This window comes from Parendozoicomonas sp. 209JJ7-1 (genome assembly GCF_058147085.1).
The window spans coordinates 265,861-284,383 of sequence record NZ_JBYVJU010000002.1; the positions used below are offsets into that span (position 1 = coordinate 265,861).

Genomic DNA, 18,523 nt, shown 5'->3' on the forward strand with positions numbered 1-18,523 from the left:
GTCGATAACGAATAAGAGTTGTCGGCCCTGGGCAAGCTGTTAATCGGGCCGGAAATCTTTCGCTGCAGGTTAACATGAGGGTCCATGGATGGGCTTTTCCACCGCAAAAGGCTTCCTGGGAGGGCTGACACTGGCTTTAGCCACTTTTTCCCAGGCGGACTCTCTCCAGGAAACAATCTCCTACACAATTGAAACCAACCCCGAAGTGCTGATCAGCATCAATCGTTACCGTGCCGGGGAAGAGGCCGTGACCATTGAAGAAGCTGGTTACCTGCCCAAACTGGGGGTAAGTGCCCGAACCGGCTGGCAGAGAAAGCACAATCGCAGGAAAGGAGGCAATTCCAAGACGACAGACCGGGTTGGGGAAGCGACTTTCTCCATCCGTCAGATGCTGTTCGACGGTTTCCGCACCAGTAACCGGGTGGAAGGGGCCAGAATGGATGCCCGTTCCCGCTCTCTGCTCATGCACTCCCGGGCAGAAGATGTCGCCCTGAAAGTGGCTGAAGTTTATTTGAAGGTGATTCGCTCAGAACAGCTGGTGGAACTGGCGCGGGAGAATCTGGCGGTTCATGATGAGATTTACGACCAGATTCACCAGCGTACCGACAGCGGCCTGGCCCGTAGCTCTGATCTGGAGCAGATTCGTGGCCGTCGGGCCAGAGCCAGCGCAAATCTGGTTACTGCTATCAATGACCTTTCCAACGGTCGCAGTGAGTTCTTCAGTATTGTGAACCGAAAGCCTACTGATCTGGTGATGCCGGGTGTGGACAATACCTTACTGCCGGTCACCCTGGATGAAGCTATGGCTTTGGCGGGCAATAATAATCCGGTGATTCTGGTGGCCGGTTACGATATCAAAACCTATGAAGCCCAGGCCGAAGCCACGAAGAGCAATTTCCTGCCCAAGCTGGATCTGGAAGTTGGCCAGACCTGGAGTGATATCCGTTCCGATATTCCCACTTCTGATGGTCGTACCGATGAACTCAGCGCCATGCTGAATTTCTCCTTCAATCTCTACAATGGTGGTGCAGACCAGGCCCGCCGCCGTGAATCCGCCTGGAAGGTGGAAGAAGCCAGGGCCAGCCGGGAACTGAGTTATCGCACGGTAACCCGGGATTTACGTCTGGCCTGGGATGCCTTTGTGTATATGGAAGGACAGGTGAAATATCTCAGAGAGCATATTGAAGCGAGCCGGGAAGTCGCGAAGGCTTACCAGCAGCAGTTCAGGCTGGGGAAGCGCTCTCTGCTGGATTTGCTGGATACTGAGAATGAACTGTTCCAGTCCCAGCGGGACTTTATTCAGGTTGTGCACGAAGAGATATTTTCCCGATACCGGATTCTGCACAGCACCGGTCAATTGCTGGATTCTATGAATGTTGACCTGCCTATGGTTATGCGGGCAGATATGAACTTCAGAGCAAGCCTTCCTGAGGATCAATAAGATGGGTGGTATCATCCTCTCCCCTTAACTTCTGGCGATACCAGCGCCTGTTCAGCAGCTTGTCCTGAGCGGGCGTGGGCAGTTCGGTGAACTGAAACAGCTGTTTTTCTATCAGCAGTTCAATTACATCATCAAGAACCCGGATAAACTGCAGGTCAGACTCTGCCAGAGCGTTAGCCTCTGCGGTCTGGCTGTTATCCTGGTGCTTCAGGAACTGCTGGGCTTCCTGTGACGCTGTATCCAGCTCCTGCCACTCGCTGGAAATCTGTTGTTCGCCTATGGCTATCAGAGCGCCGGATTCATCCCTGAGTCCGTAAATCATGGTGAGTTATCCTTTGCCAGGCTAATCGAATAAGAACTTCCATTCAGATTAGCAGCCCGGCTCTAACTGGTTTCTTACACCCCCGGAACCCAGCTGAACCAGCCCCGTATACCGGGGGGAGCAAGGTTCTCTGTAAGGGGCAATCCGGAAAGCAGGGTGTTGGTCAGGCTGCGGCCAATGGTGAATGGATCATCACCGGGACGACCTTCAGCTTGCCCTGAGGTTGTCCAGAGGACTTCGCCGGATTTGATATCAACCAGCTTCAGGGTAAGCCCGATCAGGAAGCGGCCATCGGATTCCTGCTTCCATTCATCAACGGAGCCTGTCATGCCCAGAACTACGTTATGTTGTTTGGCCCACTGGGTGGCATTCTGAAGTCTGTGGGCACTTTTCATCAGGGTTGAGTGGCCACTGGTTTCTGAGCCGGGTGTGATTTCAACTTTCTGAATACCTTTGGCCGCCAGCAGCACTTTCAGCATTCTTTCGGCCTGCACGCCAACCTCACCGGACTCCAAAGAAGTCATGGGAAGAACTGCCCAGTTTTCCTGGCGGGGAAAGCCATCACGATAGGGGGATGTGCTGCATCCGGCCAAAAAGGTCAGGGCAAGGATCATTAACAGGTAACGCAGCTTATTCATGGGTTATGTCTCGGGAAAAATCCTGTTTTCCTGCATTCTCAGACTTGTTCCCTGTAGGAGCGCAGCCATTGCAGGGCAATAATTGTTGTGGCGTTATTTATCCTGCCCTGATCCAGCATGGCAAGAGCATCAGCGCTTTTTAACACATGGACAAGAATATCTTCATTCTCTGATTCCAACCCGTGGATTCCACCGGCATCAGTACTGTCTGTCAGGCCGCAATAGAGATGAATAATCTCACTGCAGGCACCAGGAGACGGGTAATAACTGCTGATAGGGATCAGCTCCCTGATGATACAGCCGGACTCCTCTTCCGCTTCCCGCCTGGCAACCTCCTCCGGCTGTTCACCGGGCTCCTGAATACCAGCAACAACCTCCAGCATCCACGGATGCTCCCCGGCAATCATTGGACCGGGGCGGAACTGTTCAATCAGGACAACATTATCGTTTTTGTCATCATAAAGAATAACGGCGACAGCTGGCGTACGCAGAAACATTTCCCGGTCGATGGTGGCGCTTTGCTTGCCACCAAACAGACTGTGACGGAAAAAATACCGGGCAGCCTGGAAAAATCCGGAATACAGAGACTCTTTTCGTTCAATCTCAAAGGTGTATTCGTTGCTGGTTCTGTGCTTATCCATTTACGTATTCCGGTATAAATTATGCTGCTGAATAAAAGACAGTACAGAAGGTGGAACAAGACGGGAGAGCAGCGCTTCAAAGTCGCCCGGTTGTTCAGCCAGAAGTTCCCTGATACGTGAGCTACGGGCCGGATTGTTCTCTTTGGCGGTAAAAAGTGGCCAACGATGTTCTATGTCCTGATAACGGTAAAAACGCTGCCAGGTGCCCGGCTCGGCATTATCCGGCCCGCGAATAAAGCCTATTTCTTCATCCGGGCGTTGTTTGCTCAGGGCATCCAGCAGAGTCCAGGTATATACAGGCTGGTTAGGCTGTTGAGCCAACAGGTCTTTTTCCAACAGGCAGACTTCTACTTTACAGGACAGGCCAGAAGCATCGGCGCAGAAATGTTTCAACAGCTGTTCTCGAATATCTACGGGCTGGGAGCGCTTCTGAAAGGCATGGGCGACACTGGGCACCAGTAAAATTGTGTCAAACTGCGATGCGGCCTGGCTCAGAACATCCAGATGTCCGTAAGTGGGAGGATCAAAGGCTGAGCCGAATACGCCTGTGCGCTGCATGGATAATAGGCCGCTGTCTGGAATACGAACCAGTCATTCTATCCAAACAGCGTGCGACTGGCATAAATTCTTTTTGAAGTCCGGAAACCCCGTGCCCCGAAAACGCAGAAGGATGGGAAAAGGCTCCGCTCAGGGCATGTGAAAACGACTGTCCAGGTACTTACTATCGGGTGTTTGGAGATCCAGGGAAGGAATTAAAGCCTGGCAAATAGTAAGTCCCAAACCCCATAGCCCAAGCGTTCACCCCGCTTTTCAAATTTAGTGATTGGGCGATAATCCGGACGGGAGGAGTAGTTATTGTCTCCGGCCTGGTTTGTCCAGCCATCGGCGGCAGACATGACTTCCATCATCTGTTCCGCATAGTTTTCCCAGTCCGTTGCCAGGTGCAGAATGCCACCAGCTTTCATCTTCGGACGAATGGACTCAACAAACTCCGTTTGAATCAGACGACGCTTATTGTGACGCTTCTTGTGCCACGGATCAGGGAAGTAGATCTGCATGCGATCGATAGAGTTATCGGGAATGCACTGGCGCAGAACTTCCACAGCATCATCACAGTAGGCACGCAGGTTGCTGAGTCTGGCTTTATCGGCTTCATTCATCAGACTGCCGACACCGGGACGGTGAACCTCAATGCCGATAAAATTCTTGTCAGGCTCTTTACCGGCCATCTCCACCAGAGACAACCCCATACCAAAACCTATTTCAACAACAAGAGGCGCTTTACGCCCGAATGTTGTGACGATATCCAGCTTGCCGTCTTCAAGCTTCAGGCCCTGTTTGGGGAAAATCGTATCCCATCCCCGCTGCTGTCCTGAGGTCATTCGGCCTGCTCGCAGTACGAAGCTCTTGATCTTGCGGTGATGCTGGTTTTCAGTTTCGGTCATGGAGGTGTTGATTTTGCAAAATAAAGCACAGGGTGAGGCATTATACGGGGATATTCAGCCGGTGCCAGAATTCCCCGTATGGCGGGTGTCAGGGCTTAAGTTTCATCCCGTGGAGGAAAAGTGTAAGCCAGCCAAGTAAAAAAGTGACTCCACCAAAAGGAGTCACCATACCCAGCTTGGAAACACCTGTGAGTGCCAGTACATAGAGACTGCCGGAGAACAATACAATACCAGCCAACATTAACCTGGCGGACCAGTTCAACAGCTGGCCAGGATGTTGAATCGCAAGTACCGCAACAATGGCAAGAGCTACAGTATGGAACATCTGGTACAGCACAGCCTTCTGCCAGATGCTTTGCTGATAGGCACTGAAAGTTGGCTCAAGGACATGGGCACCAAAAGCGCCCAGTGCCACCACTAAAAAGCCAGAAACTGCTGCTGAAGACAGGTAAAACCGGGACATATTATTCTTATCCTGAATCTTGAAAGAGGAGACCGTCAGGCTTCCTGTTCTGCTGCCATGGCCAGGCCTTTCTGGAAGTAGCCGGAACTCAGTTCGTGTTCACCACGCTGAGCCAGTAACAGGCCAAGTTCGTTGTAGATATCTATGCTGTGACGCAGCTTCAGGCTGGTTTCCAGATATTCCCGGGATTTGCCCCAAAGCTGGTTACGGGTACAAATACGACCAAGTGCCATTAATAAATCGGCATCGTTGGGGCGTTCTGCCAGCAGCTTTTCCGCTGTCAGAAGCTGGCGGCTGCTGTCTGTACATTTCAGACGACCATAAATACCAATAAGCCGGGCGCTGTAGATGGAGGAAAACTGCCTGCGTATAAAGGCTTCTGTCTCTTCCTCCGCTCCCAGTCGATGGAGGCAGCGGGCATAACTCCATACCAGGTCTTCGTTCTTGCGCTGGGCCTTGCTGAAGGATTGCCAGACTTCATCGGCTGGCTCTGTACGGTTTTTGTACAGATTGCGTCCTTTGTTCCAGGCCTGCTCAAACAGCTCATGGAAAATATTCTGCTCAAGTTCCTCCAGTGCTTCCGTATCCAGTACCTTAAGCTTGCGCAGGGATGGTAACAGTTGGGCGAGAGCGTTCCAGTCGGCCAGTTTTTCATAGGTCTGCTTAAGCAGCTTATGAACATAGGGGTGCCGGGGAGACTTCTTCCGCAGGGATTTCAGGGTGGCCAGCGCTTGTTCAAGCTGGTTGTGGGAAAGTTGTATCTCTGCCTGGGTAATGCCTATAGCCATATAGGCTGCGGGGGCTTCCTCATCCGCTTTGCGCAGAAAATCCTTGCTGGACTCCATATCGTTGTTGGCGCTGGCGGCACGGGCAGCCACCAGATAATTCAACAGAGGCAGGGTGCCTGCTTTGGCAGACTGTCCGAGCAGGCGCTGAGCGTTTTTCCAGTGGCCGTTGGCGAACTGGATAAGCCCTTTATTAGATAAACGCTCTGAACGTTTACGACGTGCACGGGATGTCATGGGCAGAATAAATTCAGCCTTGCCGGTCAGCAGTTTCAACAGATAAATACAGGCTTTGAAAACAACCACCGTGATAACCATGGACAGCAGCATGGCCCACAGACTGCTTTCCAGGGTGTAGCCGTTATAGGCGATCAGTACATAACCACTGTCTGTCAACATATACTGGGTCAGTAAATAGCTGCCAACAATCAACAGCAGGATCAGGACAGATTTGAGAAGAAGTTTTCTCATGACTGCCCTCCGGCCCTGGTTTTCTCGACAGGCTGCTTTTTAACAGGCTGTACGGGTAGGCGCTGGCCAGCTTTCTCGTCGATATAGGCTTTCAGGGCGATAAGTGAACGGCTTATGTCGGGTATTGGCTGTTCAACCGGTATGGTAGAGAGGTGAGTCAGGGTTTTCTGGGCCGCGATCATTTCCGGCGTGTTGTTAATAAACCACTGCTTCATCCAGCTCTGGGCTTTCTTGATACTGGCACGATAAATATCCGTACGGCCCTGCAACAGGGCTGTCTGTGCCTGTTCCAGCATCAGCTGCAGGTTCTGGCGCAGATACATTTCCTGCTCTGGTGGCAGCAGTGCGGGAATCTGTTGGGCAGTGTTCTTACGAATACGGAACTGTCCAGAAAACGCTTCCCATATCGTTTCTGCGCCAGCAAGAGTCTGATATTTGATTTCATCCAGTGTGATGTCGGAAAAGATATTGTTACCTGTGTTGGTTTCAGGTTCTGCCTTAACGGGGGGAGTCTCTGCTTCTGGCTGTGTTTGTGCCTGAGTCTGGAACTGGGGCGTTTTATCAAGGATGGATAACTTATTAATGCGGTTAGACAGAGCATTCAGCTCCATCCATGCGCCATCAATATCCGGAGACGGCGTCGCCCGCAGCGCGGCAATGTCTTCGGCCAGGGCCTGACGTACATTGAACAAACCATATTCATCTACGGCAATCAACAGTTCATCAGCCTGACGCAGAAGCGTACGGGCACTTTTTACATCGTGCATGGTGAGCAGACGCTGGTTGGCCAGTCTCATCAGGTATTCCGCTTCCGCCAGCTTCCAGTCGTTGCGGTCTGCGCCCTGGAGTTGGTTCAGGCGGCGATTCACATTGTCGATACGGGAAACCAAACGCTGAGATTGTTCCGTGACACTGGTCATTTCACTTCTGGATAAAGCAGCAGACTGACTTGCCGAGATTTCCAGCTTTTTCTCAGTGGTATCTATTTGTTGAGTAACCCAGCTTCGATCCGCCAGGGTTCCCTGGGAAATAATGGGCCAGACGGTTTTGTATCCGTACCAGCCAACGCCACCCAGACTCGTCAGAGCACCCACAGAAAGAAGCAGCGACAATACAGCCAGTTTACTGACCGGATTTTTCACCGGAACCGTGGCTTTGGATTGTGCTTTTTTACCAGCTTCAGTTTTACTGCCTGAATCCTTTTCTGCAGGTTCAGTAACGCTGGTGGAAGGAGTGGTCTTTTCCGGTGTGTTTTCGTTCACCCTGATCTACTCATTCTCTGTTTGTTTGTTACAAGGCTGACAAGCGCTTTGGCAATATCGTCGTTGCCGGCTCCCTGACAGGTTATTACCCGGGAAAAATCCTGTTCCCGGGCCTGTTCGGCCAGGCGCTCACTGGGTACCAGCAAGGGTATCTCTGTTACGGTGTCTGGACATCCGCAGCAGGACAACAAATTGGTAATAATCTGACCGCTGGTGGCGACGATAGCGTTGATATCAGCCTGTGCCATTGTCCGCTCAACCTGTCCGGTCGGATATTCCGGGCAAATACGGCGGTACAGCGGAAGCTCTGTAATGGTCGCGCCCCGTTTTCCAAGAACGCTTGCGAGAACATCACGGCCTCCATGCCCTTTTAACAACAGAATCCTCTCTCCCTGCACATTTTGCAATGTCGGCAGGGCCAGCAGGTCTTCGCTGGTAAAGCCTGAAGCCGGCATTTCCGCCTGTATGCCATGGCGGGCCAGGGCTTTGGCTGTCCCTGTTCCCGGAGTAAACCATGCAGCAAGTTCCGGGTTTACAGGATTATGGCTGAACGCGATGTCCACTGCGGGAATGCTGATGGCAATGACTTTGTTGAATTGAGGAATATTGGATAATGGAAAACTATCGTGCAAATTTCCCCGGTCTGGGGAAGATGAATTCGAAAGGCCTGGCTCTGAAAAAGCCAGCTCAGAAAAAGAAAGCGGATGAATCTCAACCATCGGAGTAATGGTTGTGTCTGCGCCGTAGCGGCGCAGGTCTTCTGAGAGACTGTCAGCCTGGGGCTGAGGGCGGGTTATCAAAACCCGTAATCCTTTCAGTGTATCCGCAGTCATTCTTGAGAGGGGGCTTCCGGCGTTGCGGCGGTGGAGTGTGGCAGAGACGCGAGGATTTCTCCTGCTCCCTGGGCCAGAAGATGTTCTGCTGAGCTGATACCCGCCTGCTCATACTCACTGGCGGGCACTGTGCACTCTGTTCGTACGATGGTGCTTGCATCGGGCTGACCGACTAAACCACGGAAATAGAGTTGTTCACCTTTCAGTTCCGCAAAGCTGGCAATAGGTACCTGGCAACCGCCGTTCAATATGCGGTTCATGGCCCGCTCTGCCAGTACGCATTTGGCAGTATCTTCGTGATGCAGGGGCAGAATCAGGTCAATAATTTCCTGGTCATCCACACGACACTCAATACCTACGGCACCCTGTCCTCCGGCGGGAAGGCTGACTTCAGGCTCAAGGTAATGGCGAATACGGTCTTTGAACTCCAGGCGAATCAGGCCCGCTGCGGCAAGGATAATGGCGTCATATTCACCGGCATCAAGCCTGGCCAGGCGGGTATTTACATTGCCACGGAGAAAATTAATGGTCAGGTCCGGGCGGTGGGCCAGAATCTGGCACTGACGACGCAGGCTTGATGTGCCAACAACAGCTCCCTCTGGCAGATCATCCAGAGAGTCATAAGTGTTGGAAACAAAAGCGTCCCGAGGGTCTTCCCGCTCACAGATAACGGGCAGCCCCAGCCCTTCGGGAAAGGACATGGGGACATCTTTCATGGAGTGCACGGCAATATCGGCCCGGTCTTCCAGCAGAGCATGTTCAAGCTCTTTTACAAACAGCCCTTTTCCTCCGATTTTTGCCAGAGGAGCATCCAGAAGCTTGTCCCCACGGCTGATCATGGTCACCAGTTCAACGGTCAGTTCAGGATGAAACTGCTTCAGGAGCTGTTTTACATGTTCTGCCTGCCACAGCGCCAGGGCGCTTTTTCGAGTGGCTATTCGCAAGGATTTCCGGGACTGTTCGGTCATGCTGATGGACACTACGTTGATAATCACCAGTCCCTATCATACTGTTTTTCTGGTTGAAGCAGAAAAATACTTGTTCTCAGCTATTATCCAGCTCTACAGCATCGTAGAAGCGTTCCAGGAAGTCGGGAATGGCGGAAACAACCCGGTTCCAGCTGGGGATAAATGGCTTTTCCATTGGGCGTTCAAGGAACTGGGAGCCGGCCTCAATGATATTCCTGGCAAACAGTTCAACGGCCTGCTCTTCGCTGTGGCGATCTACCCGCAGACCGTTCATCACACCGTCGTTGTAATAGGTTTCGATAAAATCGAGAGCCAGACGATAGTAAGTGGCCTTGATAGTACGGAATGTTTCCTGGTTAAACTGAACGCCGGTTGTCGCCAGTTTGCGAAACACAGCCTTGATAATATCGTTACTCATCTTGGATAATCCGGCTGCCGGATTGTCTTCTGAAAGTGGTTGGTGTTTGTGGTCGTAATTATCTGCTATATCCACCTGGCAGAGTCTGCGGGTGGAGTAGTTGCGCATAACTTCTGTTAATACGCCGATCTCCAGTCCCCAGTCACTGGGAATACGAATATCGTTAAAGACATGAGCACGCATGGAGAATTCGCCCGCCAGTGGGTAGCGGAAGCCATCCAGATATTCGAGATAATCGTGGTGACCGAATATCTGTTTCAGGGCGCGAATCAGTGGCGTAACCAGCAGTCGGCTGACCCGGCCATTAAATTTCTGCCCTGAAATACGGGAGTAATAACCTTTGCAGAAGGTGTAGTTAAAGCTCGGGTTGGCTACCGGATAGAACAGCCGGGCCAGCATTTCCCGGTTGTAGGTGGTGATATCGCAGTCGTGCAGGGCAACAGCCTCGGCCCGGGCAGAGGCCAGGATATAACCGTAGCAGTACCAGACATTCCGTCCTTTGCCCGGCTCAGCTGGAGCAAGACCTTCCTGCTGCAATTGTTTGTCCAGTTCCCGCAGATTCGGGCCATCGTTCCAGAGAATTCTATGGTTCTGCGGTAGCCGGCCAAAGAACTCCCGGGCATGCTCAAATTCACTTTTGTCAGCCCGGTCCAGGCCAATAACGATTTCGGTCAGGTACGGGACTTCACACAGCTCGGAAACAATATTATCCAGTGCCGGCCCCTGGAGTTCGGAATAAAGCGAAGGCAAAACCAGGGACATGGGACGAAGGCGGGAGAAGGTGAGCAGATCCTGTTCCAGTTCCTGTAATGATCGGGTGCGCAGGTTATGCAGGTTAGTGATGACACCGTTCTGGTAAAAATCGCCCATGGATGTTTGCCCCTGAGTGTGTTTTGCCACTGTCTCACAGTAACGTTCATACAATGACTCTGTAGAGTTATTGTTGTGCCTGGTTATGGCAGATTTATGAACATCATAGTTAGTGTTACAAGCTTGGAGTAAATCCTTCACATACAAAGACGGGGCAATAACTGTGCCGTTATTTTTTTATACAAATATTCAGCAGAAAAGAATCGTCCCAATGCGGGTTGAAAACAGCTTTTTTAGATGTTCTGTAAGGAAACCAGGCTTGTTGTGCTCCGTTATGGGGCGTTTTGATAAATGAGAAAGTAAGGGACGCTACATTATCGGGGATATTAAAGATGCAAAATTCCCCTAACCACCCTGTAAGACATTATGGCGAACTCCGAACCGGGACAGGTGTCTGAATCACCGACGACAACACCTTAACGTTATAACCAGGAGATGTCCCCATGCTGGCAACACAAGCTACTCCCCCGGGATTCACCACCCAATATAAAGAGCATCCTTTTTTGCAGGCGTGCCGTGAAGGCAACATGGAAGCGTTGGGACGCAGCGTTAAGGTGTTTACCGTCCCGCCCGGTACCCGTTTTACAAGCGGACAAACACATGAGGATGTAACCGGACTCTATATCGCAGCCCAAAACAGGCATTGGAATGTATGCAATTTTCTCACTCAGCAGGGTGTCTGTGTCTGTGATGGAGAGTTCCTTAACCTGTGTACCCAGGATGACGTCAGTAAGCTGCTACCAAGTATGAAACCAGATTGTCCTCGGGCATTGTTACAAAAGGGGCTTTTGCTGGCTGTTGAACAAGGCTGCCGGGAAAATGTCATCAAACTGCTGGAGATGGGAGCCTCAGCAACCGACCCCGATGCTTTGGGTGAAGCGGTTACAAAAGGCGACCTGCAGATCGCCAGTATACTGCTCTCACAGGGTGCTTTTGCTAATGGGAGTAATAGTAAGGGGCAGAGTATACTGGAACTCGCAGTCTCATCTGGTAATACAGAAATGGCTGCACTGTTGATCAAGGAAGGAGCAGATCCCAACTTTAGAACTCTCGATAAGAAGCAGAGCATGCTGGAGCTGGCTTTACGTAAAAATTCTCCGGAAATGTTTGCCCTGCTTTTACAAAAGGGCGCAGATGCTTCCGCTTATGTACCCTTTCAAACGAGCGAACGGTTTTGGGGGCAATACTCTGACGGCAGAGAAGTGCGTCGGGAAGTCACACTTCATGATGCCGAGTGCCATCTTCTCACTCTCGCCATTAAAAAGAAAAATGAGGAGATTGTCGATTTGTTGTTAAAGACAGAAGCTTTTAGCGGCCATCGTCAGATAGATCCGGACAGTTTTTTTTCCCGTGATTGGAGCCGGGCAAGTTCTGACGTTAAGTGTAATGGAAACATCGAAAGGCTTAAATCAGAGGTGCCCGGTGAATGGGTGTGGGCATATACACCGCTGCAGACTGCTGTGAGAGAAGGAGATCTCGAGGTCTTAAGACGGCTTTTACAAGTATCAGCCATTCGAAACACCATCGATGCACCTTATGAGCATGGCAGAGGGGATGTGACGCTGTTGGGTCTGAGTGCAGGGAGTGGGAGAGGTGACATAGTCAACATTCTCCTTGAGCATGGCGCAGATCCCACCTACAGGAAGGCCGTCCGGATATTTGGGGCCAGAATACCTGGCTTTTATAACCCGCCATCACCTGCGTCCATAGCAAGGAAGTACGGACACCCCGATATTGCCGAGAATATTGAGAAGGCAAAGAAAAAATCGAGGAGCGCAAACTCCGCTGAGAAATATGTTGTCTCTTCTGCTCCTGCTTCGACTCAGCAGGTCGGCACAAAAGAAAAATCCATTACAACTGATAAAAATGCAGTGGTCTGATGACTCAGCGATACGGGGAGGAAGCTCTTGCGTCAGATGCTCCCCGTAAAGGTATTGACCAGTGTGATGACCTCGTCATTCCAGCCAGAAGGACCGGGTTTACTGGTGATTATCAGGTTAGGGATATAACCCGCTTGTGGTGCGTTCCCGTGGGTTGAGCTGATCAGCACCGGGTAATCCACCGCTTCAAGCATGGGAATATCATTGGTGCCGTCACCCAGGCCAATAGTAATAAAGCGGGTATTTGGATTTTCCGCCTGAAAATGTTCTGTCAGCCAGCGAACAGCCAGCCCCTTATCTCCCGCGCTGGAGACATGGTAAAACCTTCCGCCTTTGGTGATCTGCAGTTTGCGGGCGTTCAGCAGGCGTATGAATAACTCAAGGTTTTCATCTGAATCATTCCATATCAAAGGCTCGCTGCAATCCCTGTCAGCTGCTCTTGCGGCTTCTTCAGTTGTGAGACCTGTGCAGTCAGAAATATCTTCCACAGTCATATCCCCAAAACCCGTGAGCTTAAGGCCATATTCTGTACGGATACTGGAAAGTGTCTGGCGTATCTGTGAATACAGGCTGCCAAATACTGTTGTATGAACCGTGTTCTGTAGGGTGCCCTGGAAGTAATTGTCGGGAATTGAAAGGCAACTGCCGTTTTCTGTAGCGAAAGGATCAGTGTTGTTCAGTTGCAGACGGAGGTGCAGTGTTTCAGAGCGGGTTTTGCTGGTATTGAAGATCAGGGGAATGTTGTGCTTTTTGAGGAGATTAAGCGCGTCTTTTGCAGGTTCTGTACTATAAGTATCGTGTTCAAGAAGACTGCCGTCGAGATCGGTGAACACAAGCAATTGAGTGTGAGATATGTGAGTGTTAGAGCTGTTCATGAACTCTCTGTTTCTTCACAGTCATTGACTTGTTTCCATTCTCACCCTGTAAGGATAATTTTACCAATATCGCACAAAATACCCGACCGGAATAGTCTTTCACCTGTTAGGTCTTGTTGGTAGTTTGTTTGTGTGCTGCCAAAATAGAGCGTCGTAAAGCTAGAAAATAAAGTGGCCTTGCTATGTCAGGCCTTAAGTTCCATGAAGATAATGTCAGCGTACAAGAGTGAGCCTGCCGGATGTAAGGTCAGTCATCAGGGAGAGAGTTCAAGTTACAGGGATACCGGACAGAGCCTGCGATAAGAGACACGATAAAACGGGTAGTAGTATGTCCTTATTTCAGCATTACCAGAGCCGTTACGACTCCACGCAGCAGGAAGAGATGAGCCTGCAGGAATACCTGGATCTGTGTAAGGAAGACCCGGGTGCCTATGCCAATGGGGCGGAGCGGATGCTAATGGCCATCGGCGAGCCGGATATGGTGGACACATCACGTGACCCTCGCCTGAGTCGTATTTTCTCCAACAAAATTATCAAGCGTTATCCCAATTTTGATGAATTTTACGGAATGGAAGAAGCGATTGAGCAGATTGTTTCTTACTTCCGCCATGCTGCCCAGGGGCTGGAAGAGAAGAAGCAGATTCTCTATCTTTTGGGACCTGTGGGGGGGGGAAAGTCTTCCCTGGCAGAGCGTCTGAAGGCTCTGATTCAGAAAGTGCCTTTCTATGCCATTAAAGGTTCCCCGATATTTGAATCGCCCCTTGGTCTTTTCGATGACAGTGAAGACGGTGCGATTCTTTCCGAAGACTATGGAATTCCCCGCCGTTACCTGCGCCACATCATGTCCCCGTGGGCAGTGAAGCGGCTGAATGAGTATGATGGTGATATTTCCAGGTTCAGGGTTGTGAAACTTTATCCGAGTATTCTCAATCAGGTAGCCGTATCCAAAACGGAGCCAGGGGATGAAAACAATCAGGATATTTCCAGCCTCGTTGGTAAGGTTGATATCAGACAACTGGAAGAGTTTTCTCAGGATGATCCGGACGCCTACAGTTTCTCCGGAGCCCTGTGTCGTGCCAATCAGGGCCTTATGGAATTTGTCGAAATGTTCAAGGCACCCATCAAGGTACTCCACCCGTTATTAACTGCTACCCAGGAAGGTAACTACAACAGTACCGAAGGTTTGGGCGCAATTCCCTTTGAGGGGGTATTGCTGGCCCATTCCAACGAATCGGAGTGGCAGGTTTTCCGTAACAACAAGACCAACGAAGCCTTTATCGATCGTGTGAACATCGTCAAGGTGCCTTACTGCACACGTGTCAGCGAAGAGGTGAAAATCTACGAAAAGCTGCTTGAGCACAGTTCACTGAAGCAGGCACCCTGCGCACCTGACACCCTGAAGATGCTGGCGCAGTTCAGCACTCTTTCCCGTATCAAAGAACCGGAAAACTCCAATTCTTACTCCAAGATGCGTGTATACGACGGTGAAAACCTGAAAGATACCGATCCACATGCCAAGTCCCTGCAGGAGTACAAAGACGCTGCCGGTGTTAATGAAGGCATGGAAGGTCTCTCCACCCGTTTCTCCTTCAAGACACTGTCCAAAGTGTTCAATTTTGACCCGTCAGAAGTGGCGGCCAATCCTGTACACCTGCTGTACGTACTGGAGCGTGAGATTGAGCAGCAGCAGTTCCCGCAGGAAACCCATGATCGCTACATGCGTTACATCAAGGAATACCTGGCCCCCAAGTATGTAGAGTTCCTGGGCAAGGAGATTCAGACGGCATACCTGGAGTCATACTCCGAATACGGCCAGAATATCTTTGACCGGTACATCACCTATGCCGATTTCTGGATTCAGGATCAGGAATTCCGCGATCCCGATACTGGCCATATCCTTGACCGTGCGACCCTCAATAATGAACTGGAGAAGATAGAGAAACCGGCGGGTATCGCCAACCCGAAAGACTTCCGTAACGAAGTGGTGAATTTTGTGCTGCGGACCCGTGCCAGCAACGAAGGCAGGAATCCCAGCTGGCTGAGTTACGAAAAGATGAGGGCGGTGATTGAAAAGAAGATGTTCTCTAACACTGAAGACCTGTTGCCGGTCATCAGCTTCAACACCAAGTCCAGCCAGGACGAGCAGAAGAAGCACCACGACTTTGTGGAGCGGATGATGAATCATGGCTACACAGAGAAGCAGGTGAGACTCCTGTGTGAATGGTACATCCGGGTTCGCAAGTCTCAATAAGAGCCAGTGATGTGTGACCGATGCTCCCGGCCCCTTTTCTCTTGGATTGGCCTCCTGGAGGGCCTGGGAGCATCACTTAAAGAAACACAAAGCTGGAGGCGTGTATGAGCAGCGTAATCATAGACCGTCGTCGTAACAGTAAAGGGAAGAGCACGGTCAATCGCGAGCGTTTTATGCGTCGCTACCGTAATCATATCCGTAAAGCTGTGAACGATGCGGTCAACAGCCGAAGCATTACCGATACGGACAGCGGTGAGCAGATAAAAATTTCAAAAAAGAATCTGTCTGAACCGTTTTTTCACCATGGCGAAGGCGGCAGACGCAACCAGACTCACCCAGGTAACAAAGAGTTTGTTACCGGAGACCGTTTTCCAAAACCCACCAAAGGGGGCGGCCAGGGATCAGGCGGTAGCGACGCTTCTGACAGTGGTGAAGGTGTTGATGATTTTGTCTTCCAGATAAACCGGGATGAGTTTCTGGAATATCTTTTTGACGACCTTGAGCTGCCAAATATGGTGCGCAAGGAGCTGAAAGAGACTAGTGAGTTCTCTTTCCGCCGTGGTGGTTTCACCAGTGCTGGTGCGCCGGACAGGTTGAATATTATCCGTTCCCTGCGGGGAGCCCATGCCCGTCGCATAGCTCTCGGAGGCAAAGACCGTAAGGAAATCCGAGTCCTTAAGCGTGAACTGAGGGAAATGGAAGTCAGCCCGGAAGAGACAGATCGCAAGCGGGTTGAAGAACTGCGGCTGCTCATTAAAGAGTTGAACGAGAAAATCAAACGTCTGCCGTTTATTGATGACTTTGACCTGAAGTTCAACAACCTGATCAAAGTACCCATGCCATCCAGCAGCGCGGTTATGTTCTGCGTGATGGATGTTTCCGGTTCCATGACCCGGGACATTAAGGATATGGCCAAGCGCTTTTTCTTCCTCCTTTATATGTTCCTGCAGCGCAATTACGAAAAGGTGGAAGTGGTCTTTATTCGCCACCACGCTGAAGCCAAAGAGTGTGATGAGCATGATTTTTTCTATGCCCGGGAAACCGGCGGTACCGTTGTGTCATCGGCTCTGCAGCTGACCAGGAACATTATTGAAGAGCGGTATGATGCCAAGGACTACAACATCTATGTAGCCCAGGCATCTGACGGCGATAACTGGGAAGCGGATTCGCCCAAGTGCTCAAAACTTATCTCCGAGAATCTGATATCCCAGCTGGCTTACTTCGCTTATGTGGAGATTACTGACCGGCACCATCAGAACCTCTGGCATGAGTACAAGAGGCTGGAGAGCGCACATCCGAAATACTTTTCGATGGCTCATATACGTTCTCCGGCGGATATCTTCCCGGTGTTCAGGGAGCTGTTTGTGAAGAAAGAGGCGATGGCATGACAAAGTCTGAACCGATGTTTACCGGATCCGAGTGGAGCTTTGAACTGGTTGAAAAGGTAGACCGGGAAATATCTGCCATAGCCGCAGAGTATGGCCTGGATACCTACCCGAACCAGATTGAAGTAATTACATCGGAGCAGATGCTGGATGCTTACGCATCTGTCGGCATGCCGCTGATGTACAATCACTGGTCATTCGGCAAACATTTTCTGTCCAACCAGAGCAGATACCAGCGCGGGCAGATGGGGTTGGCCTACGAGATAGTGATTAACTCCAATCCCTGTATCTCTTACCTGATGGAAGAGAACTCCATGACCATGCAGACACTGGTTGTCGCCCATGCCTGCTATGGCCATAACTCGTTCTTTAAAGGGAATTACCTGTTCAAAACCTGGACGGATGCAGATTCTATTATTGATTATCTGCTGTTTGCCAAGAACTACATTGTCGAGTGCGAGGAAAAATACGGCATCGATGCTGTTGAGGAGGTGCTGGACGCGGCCCACTCCCTGCAAAGCCAGGGAGTAAACCGTTACAAGCGGCCCGTACCTATTTCCGCAGATGAAGAGAAACACCGGCAGAAAGAGCGTCAGGAGTACATCCAGCGCACGCTGAATGATATCTGGACAACGATTCCACAGAAATTCCGTAGGGAAGAAGTGTTGGAAGAACGGTTCCCCAGGGAACCGGAAGAGAACATTCTTTACTTTATAGAGAAGCATGCCCCTCTTCTGGCCACCTGGCAGCGGGAATTGCTTCGCATTGTCCGCAAAATGGCCCAGTACTTCTATCCCCAGAAGCAGACCAAGGTCATGAATGAAGGTTGGGCGACATTCTGGCATTACACCTTGATGAGGGAACTCCATAACAGGGGCAAGATCACCGATGGCAGTATGCTGGAGTTTCTCCAGTCCCACACTAATGTGGTGATGCAGCCAGACTTTGATGATCCGCGTTACAGTGGCCTGAACCCATATACTCTGGGTTCCAGCATTTTTATGGATATCAAGCGTATATGTCTTGAGCCAACCGATGAAGACAAACGCTGGTTCCCCGAGTTTGCCGGTAATACAAACTGGGTAGAAGTGCTTGATTACTCTATGCGTAACTTCAAGGATGAGAGTTTTATCCTGCAGTACCTGTCACCGAAGATTATGCGGGATATGCACTTTTTCACCATCTGTACCGATGAGCAGAATCCCTACCTGGAAGTGGGTGCTATTCATAATGATGAAGGTTTCCGTGAACTGCGGCAGAACCTGGCCGCGCAGTATAACCTGGGCAATCTGGAGCCGAATATTCAGGTGTACAGTGTGGATACTAAAGGTGACCGATCTATGATCCTGAGGCATTATTGCCATGACCACTGCCCACTGGATGATGCCAGCACCAACGACATTCTCGGCCATATTCAAAACCTCTGGGGTTTTGATGTGACTCTGGAGTCTGTTGATGGTGACAATGTTATTACAGCCTATCCACCACAAAAGAAGAGAGGAGCCAATAAAGCTGCCTGACAGCTGTTTCTTTTCTCTTTTGTGTCTGCCGGGATTTTTGCCCGGCTTTTTCTTA

Annotated in this window: 17 protein-coding genes; 5 read left to right on the forward strand and 12 right to left on the reverse strand. The window is 50.8% G+C overall.

Annotation, left to right across the window (positions count from 1 at the left end):
• Positions 1 to 88: 88 nt before the first annotated feature.
• Positions 89 to 1,441, forward strand: coding sequence for a TolC family outer membrane protein (locus ACY2RQ_RS03130; protein ID WP_490111499.1), 1,353 nt, complete (start codon positions 89 to 91; stop codon positions 1,439 to 1,441).
• Here ACY2RQ_RS03130 and ACY2RQ_RS03135 read toward each other — a convergent pair.
• From ACY2RQ_RS03135 to ACY2RQ_RS03185, 11 genes are all read right to left on the reverse strand, one after another.
• Positions 1,413 to 1,763 carry a hypothetical protein gene (locus ACY2RQ_RS03135; RefSeq protein WP_490111500.1) on the reverse strand — a complete coding sequence of 117 codons (351 nt, stop codon included), beginning with the start codon at positions 1,761 to 1,763 and terminating at the stop codon, positions 1,413 to 1,415. The genes ACY2RQ_RS03130 and ACY2RQ_RS03135 overlap by 29 nt on opposite strands.
• 74 nt (positions 1,764 to 1,837) lie before the next feature.
• Entirely contained in the window at positions 1,838 to 2,401 is a 564-nt protein-coding gene (locus ACY2RQ_RS03140) for a hypothetical protein (protein ID WP_490111501.1), read from the reverse strand.
• 38 nt (positions 2,402 to 2,439) lie between these two features.
• On the reverse strand, positions 2,440 to 3,042 hold the full coding sequence (locus tag ACY2RQ_RS03145; protein WP_490111502.1) for an NUDIX domain-containing protein: 603 nt from the start codon (positions 3,040 to 3,042) through the stop codon (positions 2,440 to 2,442).
• The gene (locus tag ACY2RQ_RS03150) at positions 3,043 to 3,600 is read right to left on the reverse strand and encodes an adenylyltransferase/cytidyltransferase family protein (protein WP_490111503.1); all 558 of its coding nucleotides are present in this window, start codon (positions 3,598 to 3,600) and stop codon (positions 3,043 to 3,045) included.
• Positions 3,601 to 3,794: 194 nt separating this feature from the next.
• The gene (gene trmB / locus ACY2RQ_RS03155; protein WP_490111504.1) at positions 3,795 to 4,487 is read right to left on the reverse strand and encodes a tRNA (guanosine(46)-N7)-methyltransferase TrmB; all 693 of its coding nucleotides are present in this window, start codon (positions 4,485 to 4,487) and stop codon (positions 3,795 to 3,797) included.
• Between the two features lie 88 nt (positions 4,488 to 4,575).
• Complete coding sequence (locus ACY2RQ_RS03160; protein ID WP_490111505.1) at positions 4,576 to 4,950, reverse strand: DUF423 domain-containing protein; 375 nt, start codon at positions 4,948 to 4,950, stop codon at positions 4,576 to 4,578.
• Between the two features lie 35 nt (positions 4,951 to 4,985).
• Positions 4,986 to 6,206 carry a heme biosynthesis HemY N-terminal domain-containing protein gene (locus tag ACY2RQ_RS03165; protein ID WP_490111506.1) on the reverse strand — a complete coding sequence of 407 codons (1,221 nt, stop codon included), beginning with the start codon at positions 6,204 to 6,206 and terminating at the stop codon, positions 4,986 to 4,988.
• The gene (locus ACY2RQ_RS03170) at positions 6,203 to 7,468 is read right to left on the reverse strand and encodes a uroporphyrinogen-III C-methyltransferase (RefSeq protein WP_490111507.1); all 1,266 of its coding nucleotides are present in this window, start codon (positions 7,466 to 7,468) and stop codon (positions 6,203 to 6,205) included. Before ACY2RQ_RS03170 ends, ACY2RQ_RS03165 begins: the two co-directional genes overlap by 4 nt.
• The gene (locus ACY2RQ_RS03175; RefSeq protein WP_490111508.1) at positions 7,465 to 8,301 is read right to left on the reverse strand and encodes a uroporphyrinogen-III synthase; all 837 of its coding nucleotides are present in this window, start codon (positions 8,299 to 8,301) and stop codon (positions 7,465 to 7,467) included. The genes ACY2RQ_RS03170 and ACY2RQ_RS03175 overlap by 4 nt, the downstream gene beginning before the upstream one ends.
• Complete coding sequence (hemC, locus tag ACY2RQ_RS03180) at positions 8,298 to 9,269, reverse strand: hydroxymethylbilane synthase (RefSeq protein ID WP_490111572.1); 972 nt, start codon at positions 9,267 to 9,269, stop codon at positions 8,298 to 8,300. Before hemC ends, ACY2RQ_RS03175 begins: the two co-directional genes overlap by 4 nt.
• A gap of 76 nt (positions 9,270 to 9,345) precedes the next feature.
• The gene (locus tag ACY2RQ_RS03185) at positions 9,346 to 10,557 is read right to left on the reverse strand and encodes a glycosyltransferase family protein (protein ID WP_490111509.1); all 1,212 of its coding nucleotides are present in this window, start codon (positions 10,555 to 10,557) and stop codon (positions 9,346 to 9,348) included.
• 443 nt (positions 10,558 to 11,000) lie between these two features.
• Here ACY2RQ_RS03185 and ACY2RQ_RS03190 point away from each other — a divergent pair, with 443 nt between their 5' ends.
• A complete protein-coding gene (locus ACY2RQ_RS03190; RefSeq protein ID WP_490111510.1) occupies positions 11,001 to 12,437 on the forward strand; it encodes an ankyrin repeat domain-containing protein in 1,437 nt (478 codons plus the stop codon).
• Between the two features lie 32 nt (positions 12,438 to 12,469).
• Here ACY2RQ_RS03190 and ACY2RQ_RS03195 read toward each other — a convergent pair whose 3' ends face one another.
• The gene (locus ACY2RQ_RS03195) at positions 12,470 to 13,312 is read right to left on the reverse strand and encodes an HAD-IIB family hydrolase (protein WP_490111511.1); all 843 of its coding nucleotides are present in this window, start codon (positions 13,310 to 13,312) and stop codon (positions 12,470 to 12,472) included.
• 328 nt (positions 13,313 to 13,640) lie between these two features.
• Between ACY2RQ_RS03195 and ACY2RQ_RS03200 the strand changes: the two genes are divergently transcribed.
• The 3 genes from ACY2RQ_RS03200 (at position 13,641) to ACY2RQ_RS03210 (ending at position 18,468) form a co-directional block, all read left to right on the forward strand.
• Positions 13,641 to 15,563 (forward strand): PrkA family serine protein kinase, encoded by a 1,923-nt coding sequence (locus ACY2RQ_RS03200; RefSeq protein WP_490111512.1) that lies wholly within the window; start codon positions 13,641 to 13,643, stop codon positions 15,561 to 15,563.
• A 104-nt stretch (positions 15,564 to 15,667) separates the two neighbouring features.
• Positions 15,668 to 16,951 carry a YeaH/YhbH family protein gene (locus tag ACY2RQ_RS03205; RefSeq protein WP_490111513.1) on the forward strand — a complete coding sequence of 428 codons (1,284 nt, stop codon included), beginning with the start codon at positions 15,668 to 15,670 and terminating at the stop codon, positions 16,949 to 16,951.
• Positions 16,948 to 18,468 carry a SpoVR family protein gene (locus ACY2RQ_RS03210; protein WP_490111514.1) on the forward strand — a complete coding sequence of 507 codons (1,521 nt, stop codon included), beginning with the start codon at positions 16,948 to 16,950 and terminating at the stop codon, positions 18,466 to 18,468. Before ACY2RQ_RS03205 ends, ACY2RQ_RS03210 begins: the two co-directional genes overlap by 4 nt.
• Positions 18,469 to 18,523: the final 55 nt, after the last annotated feature.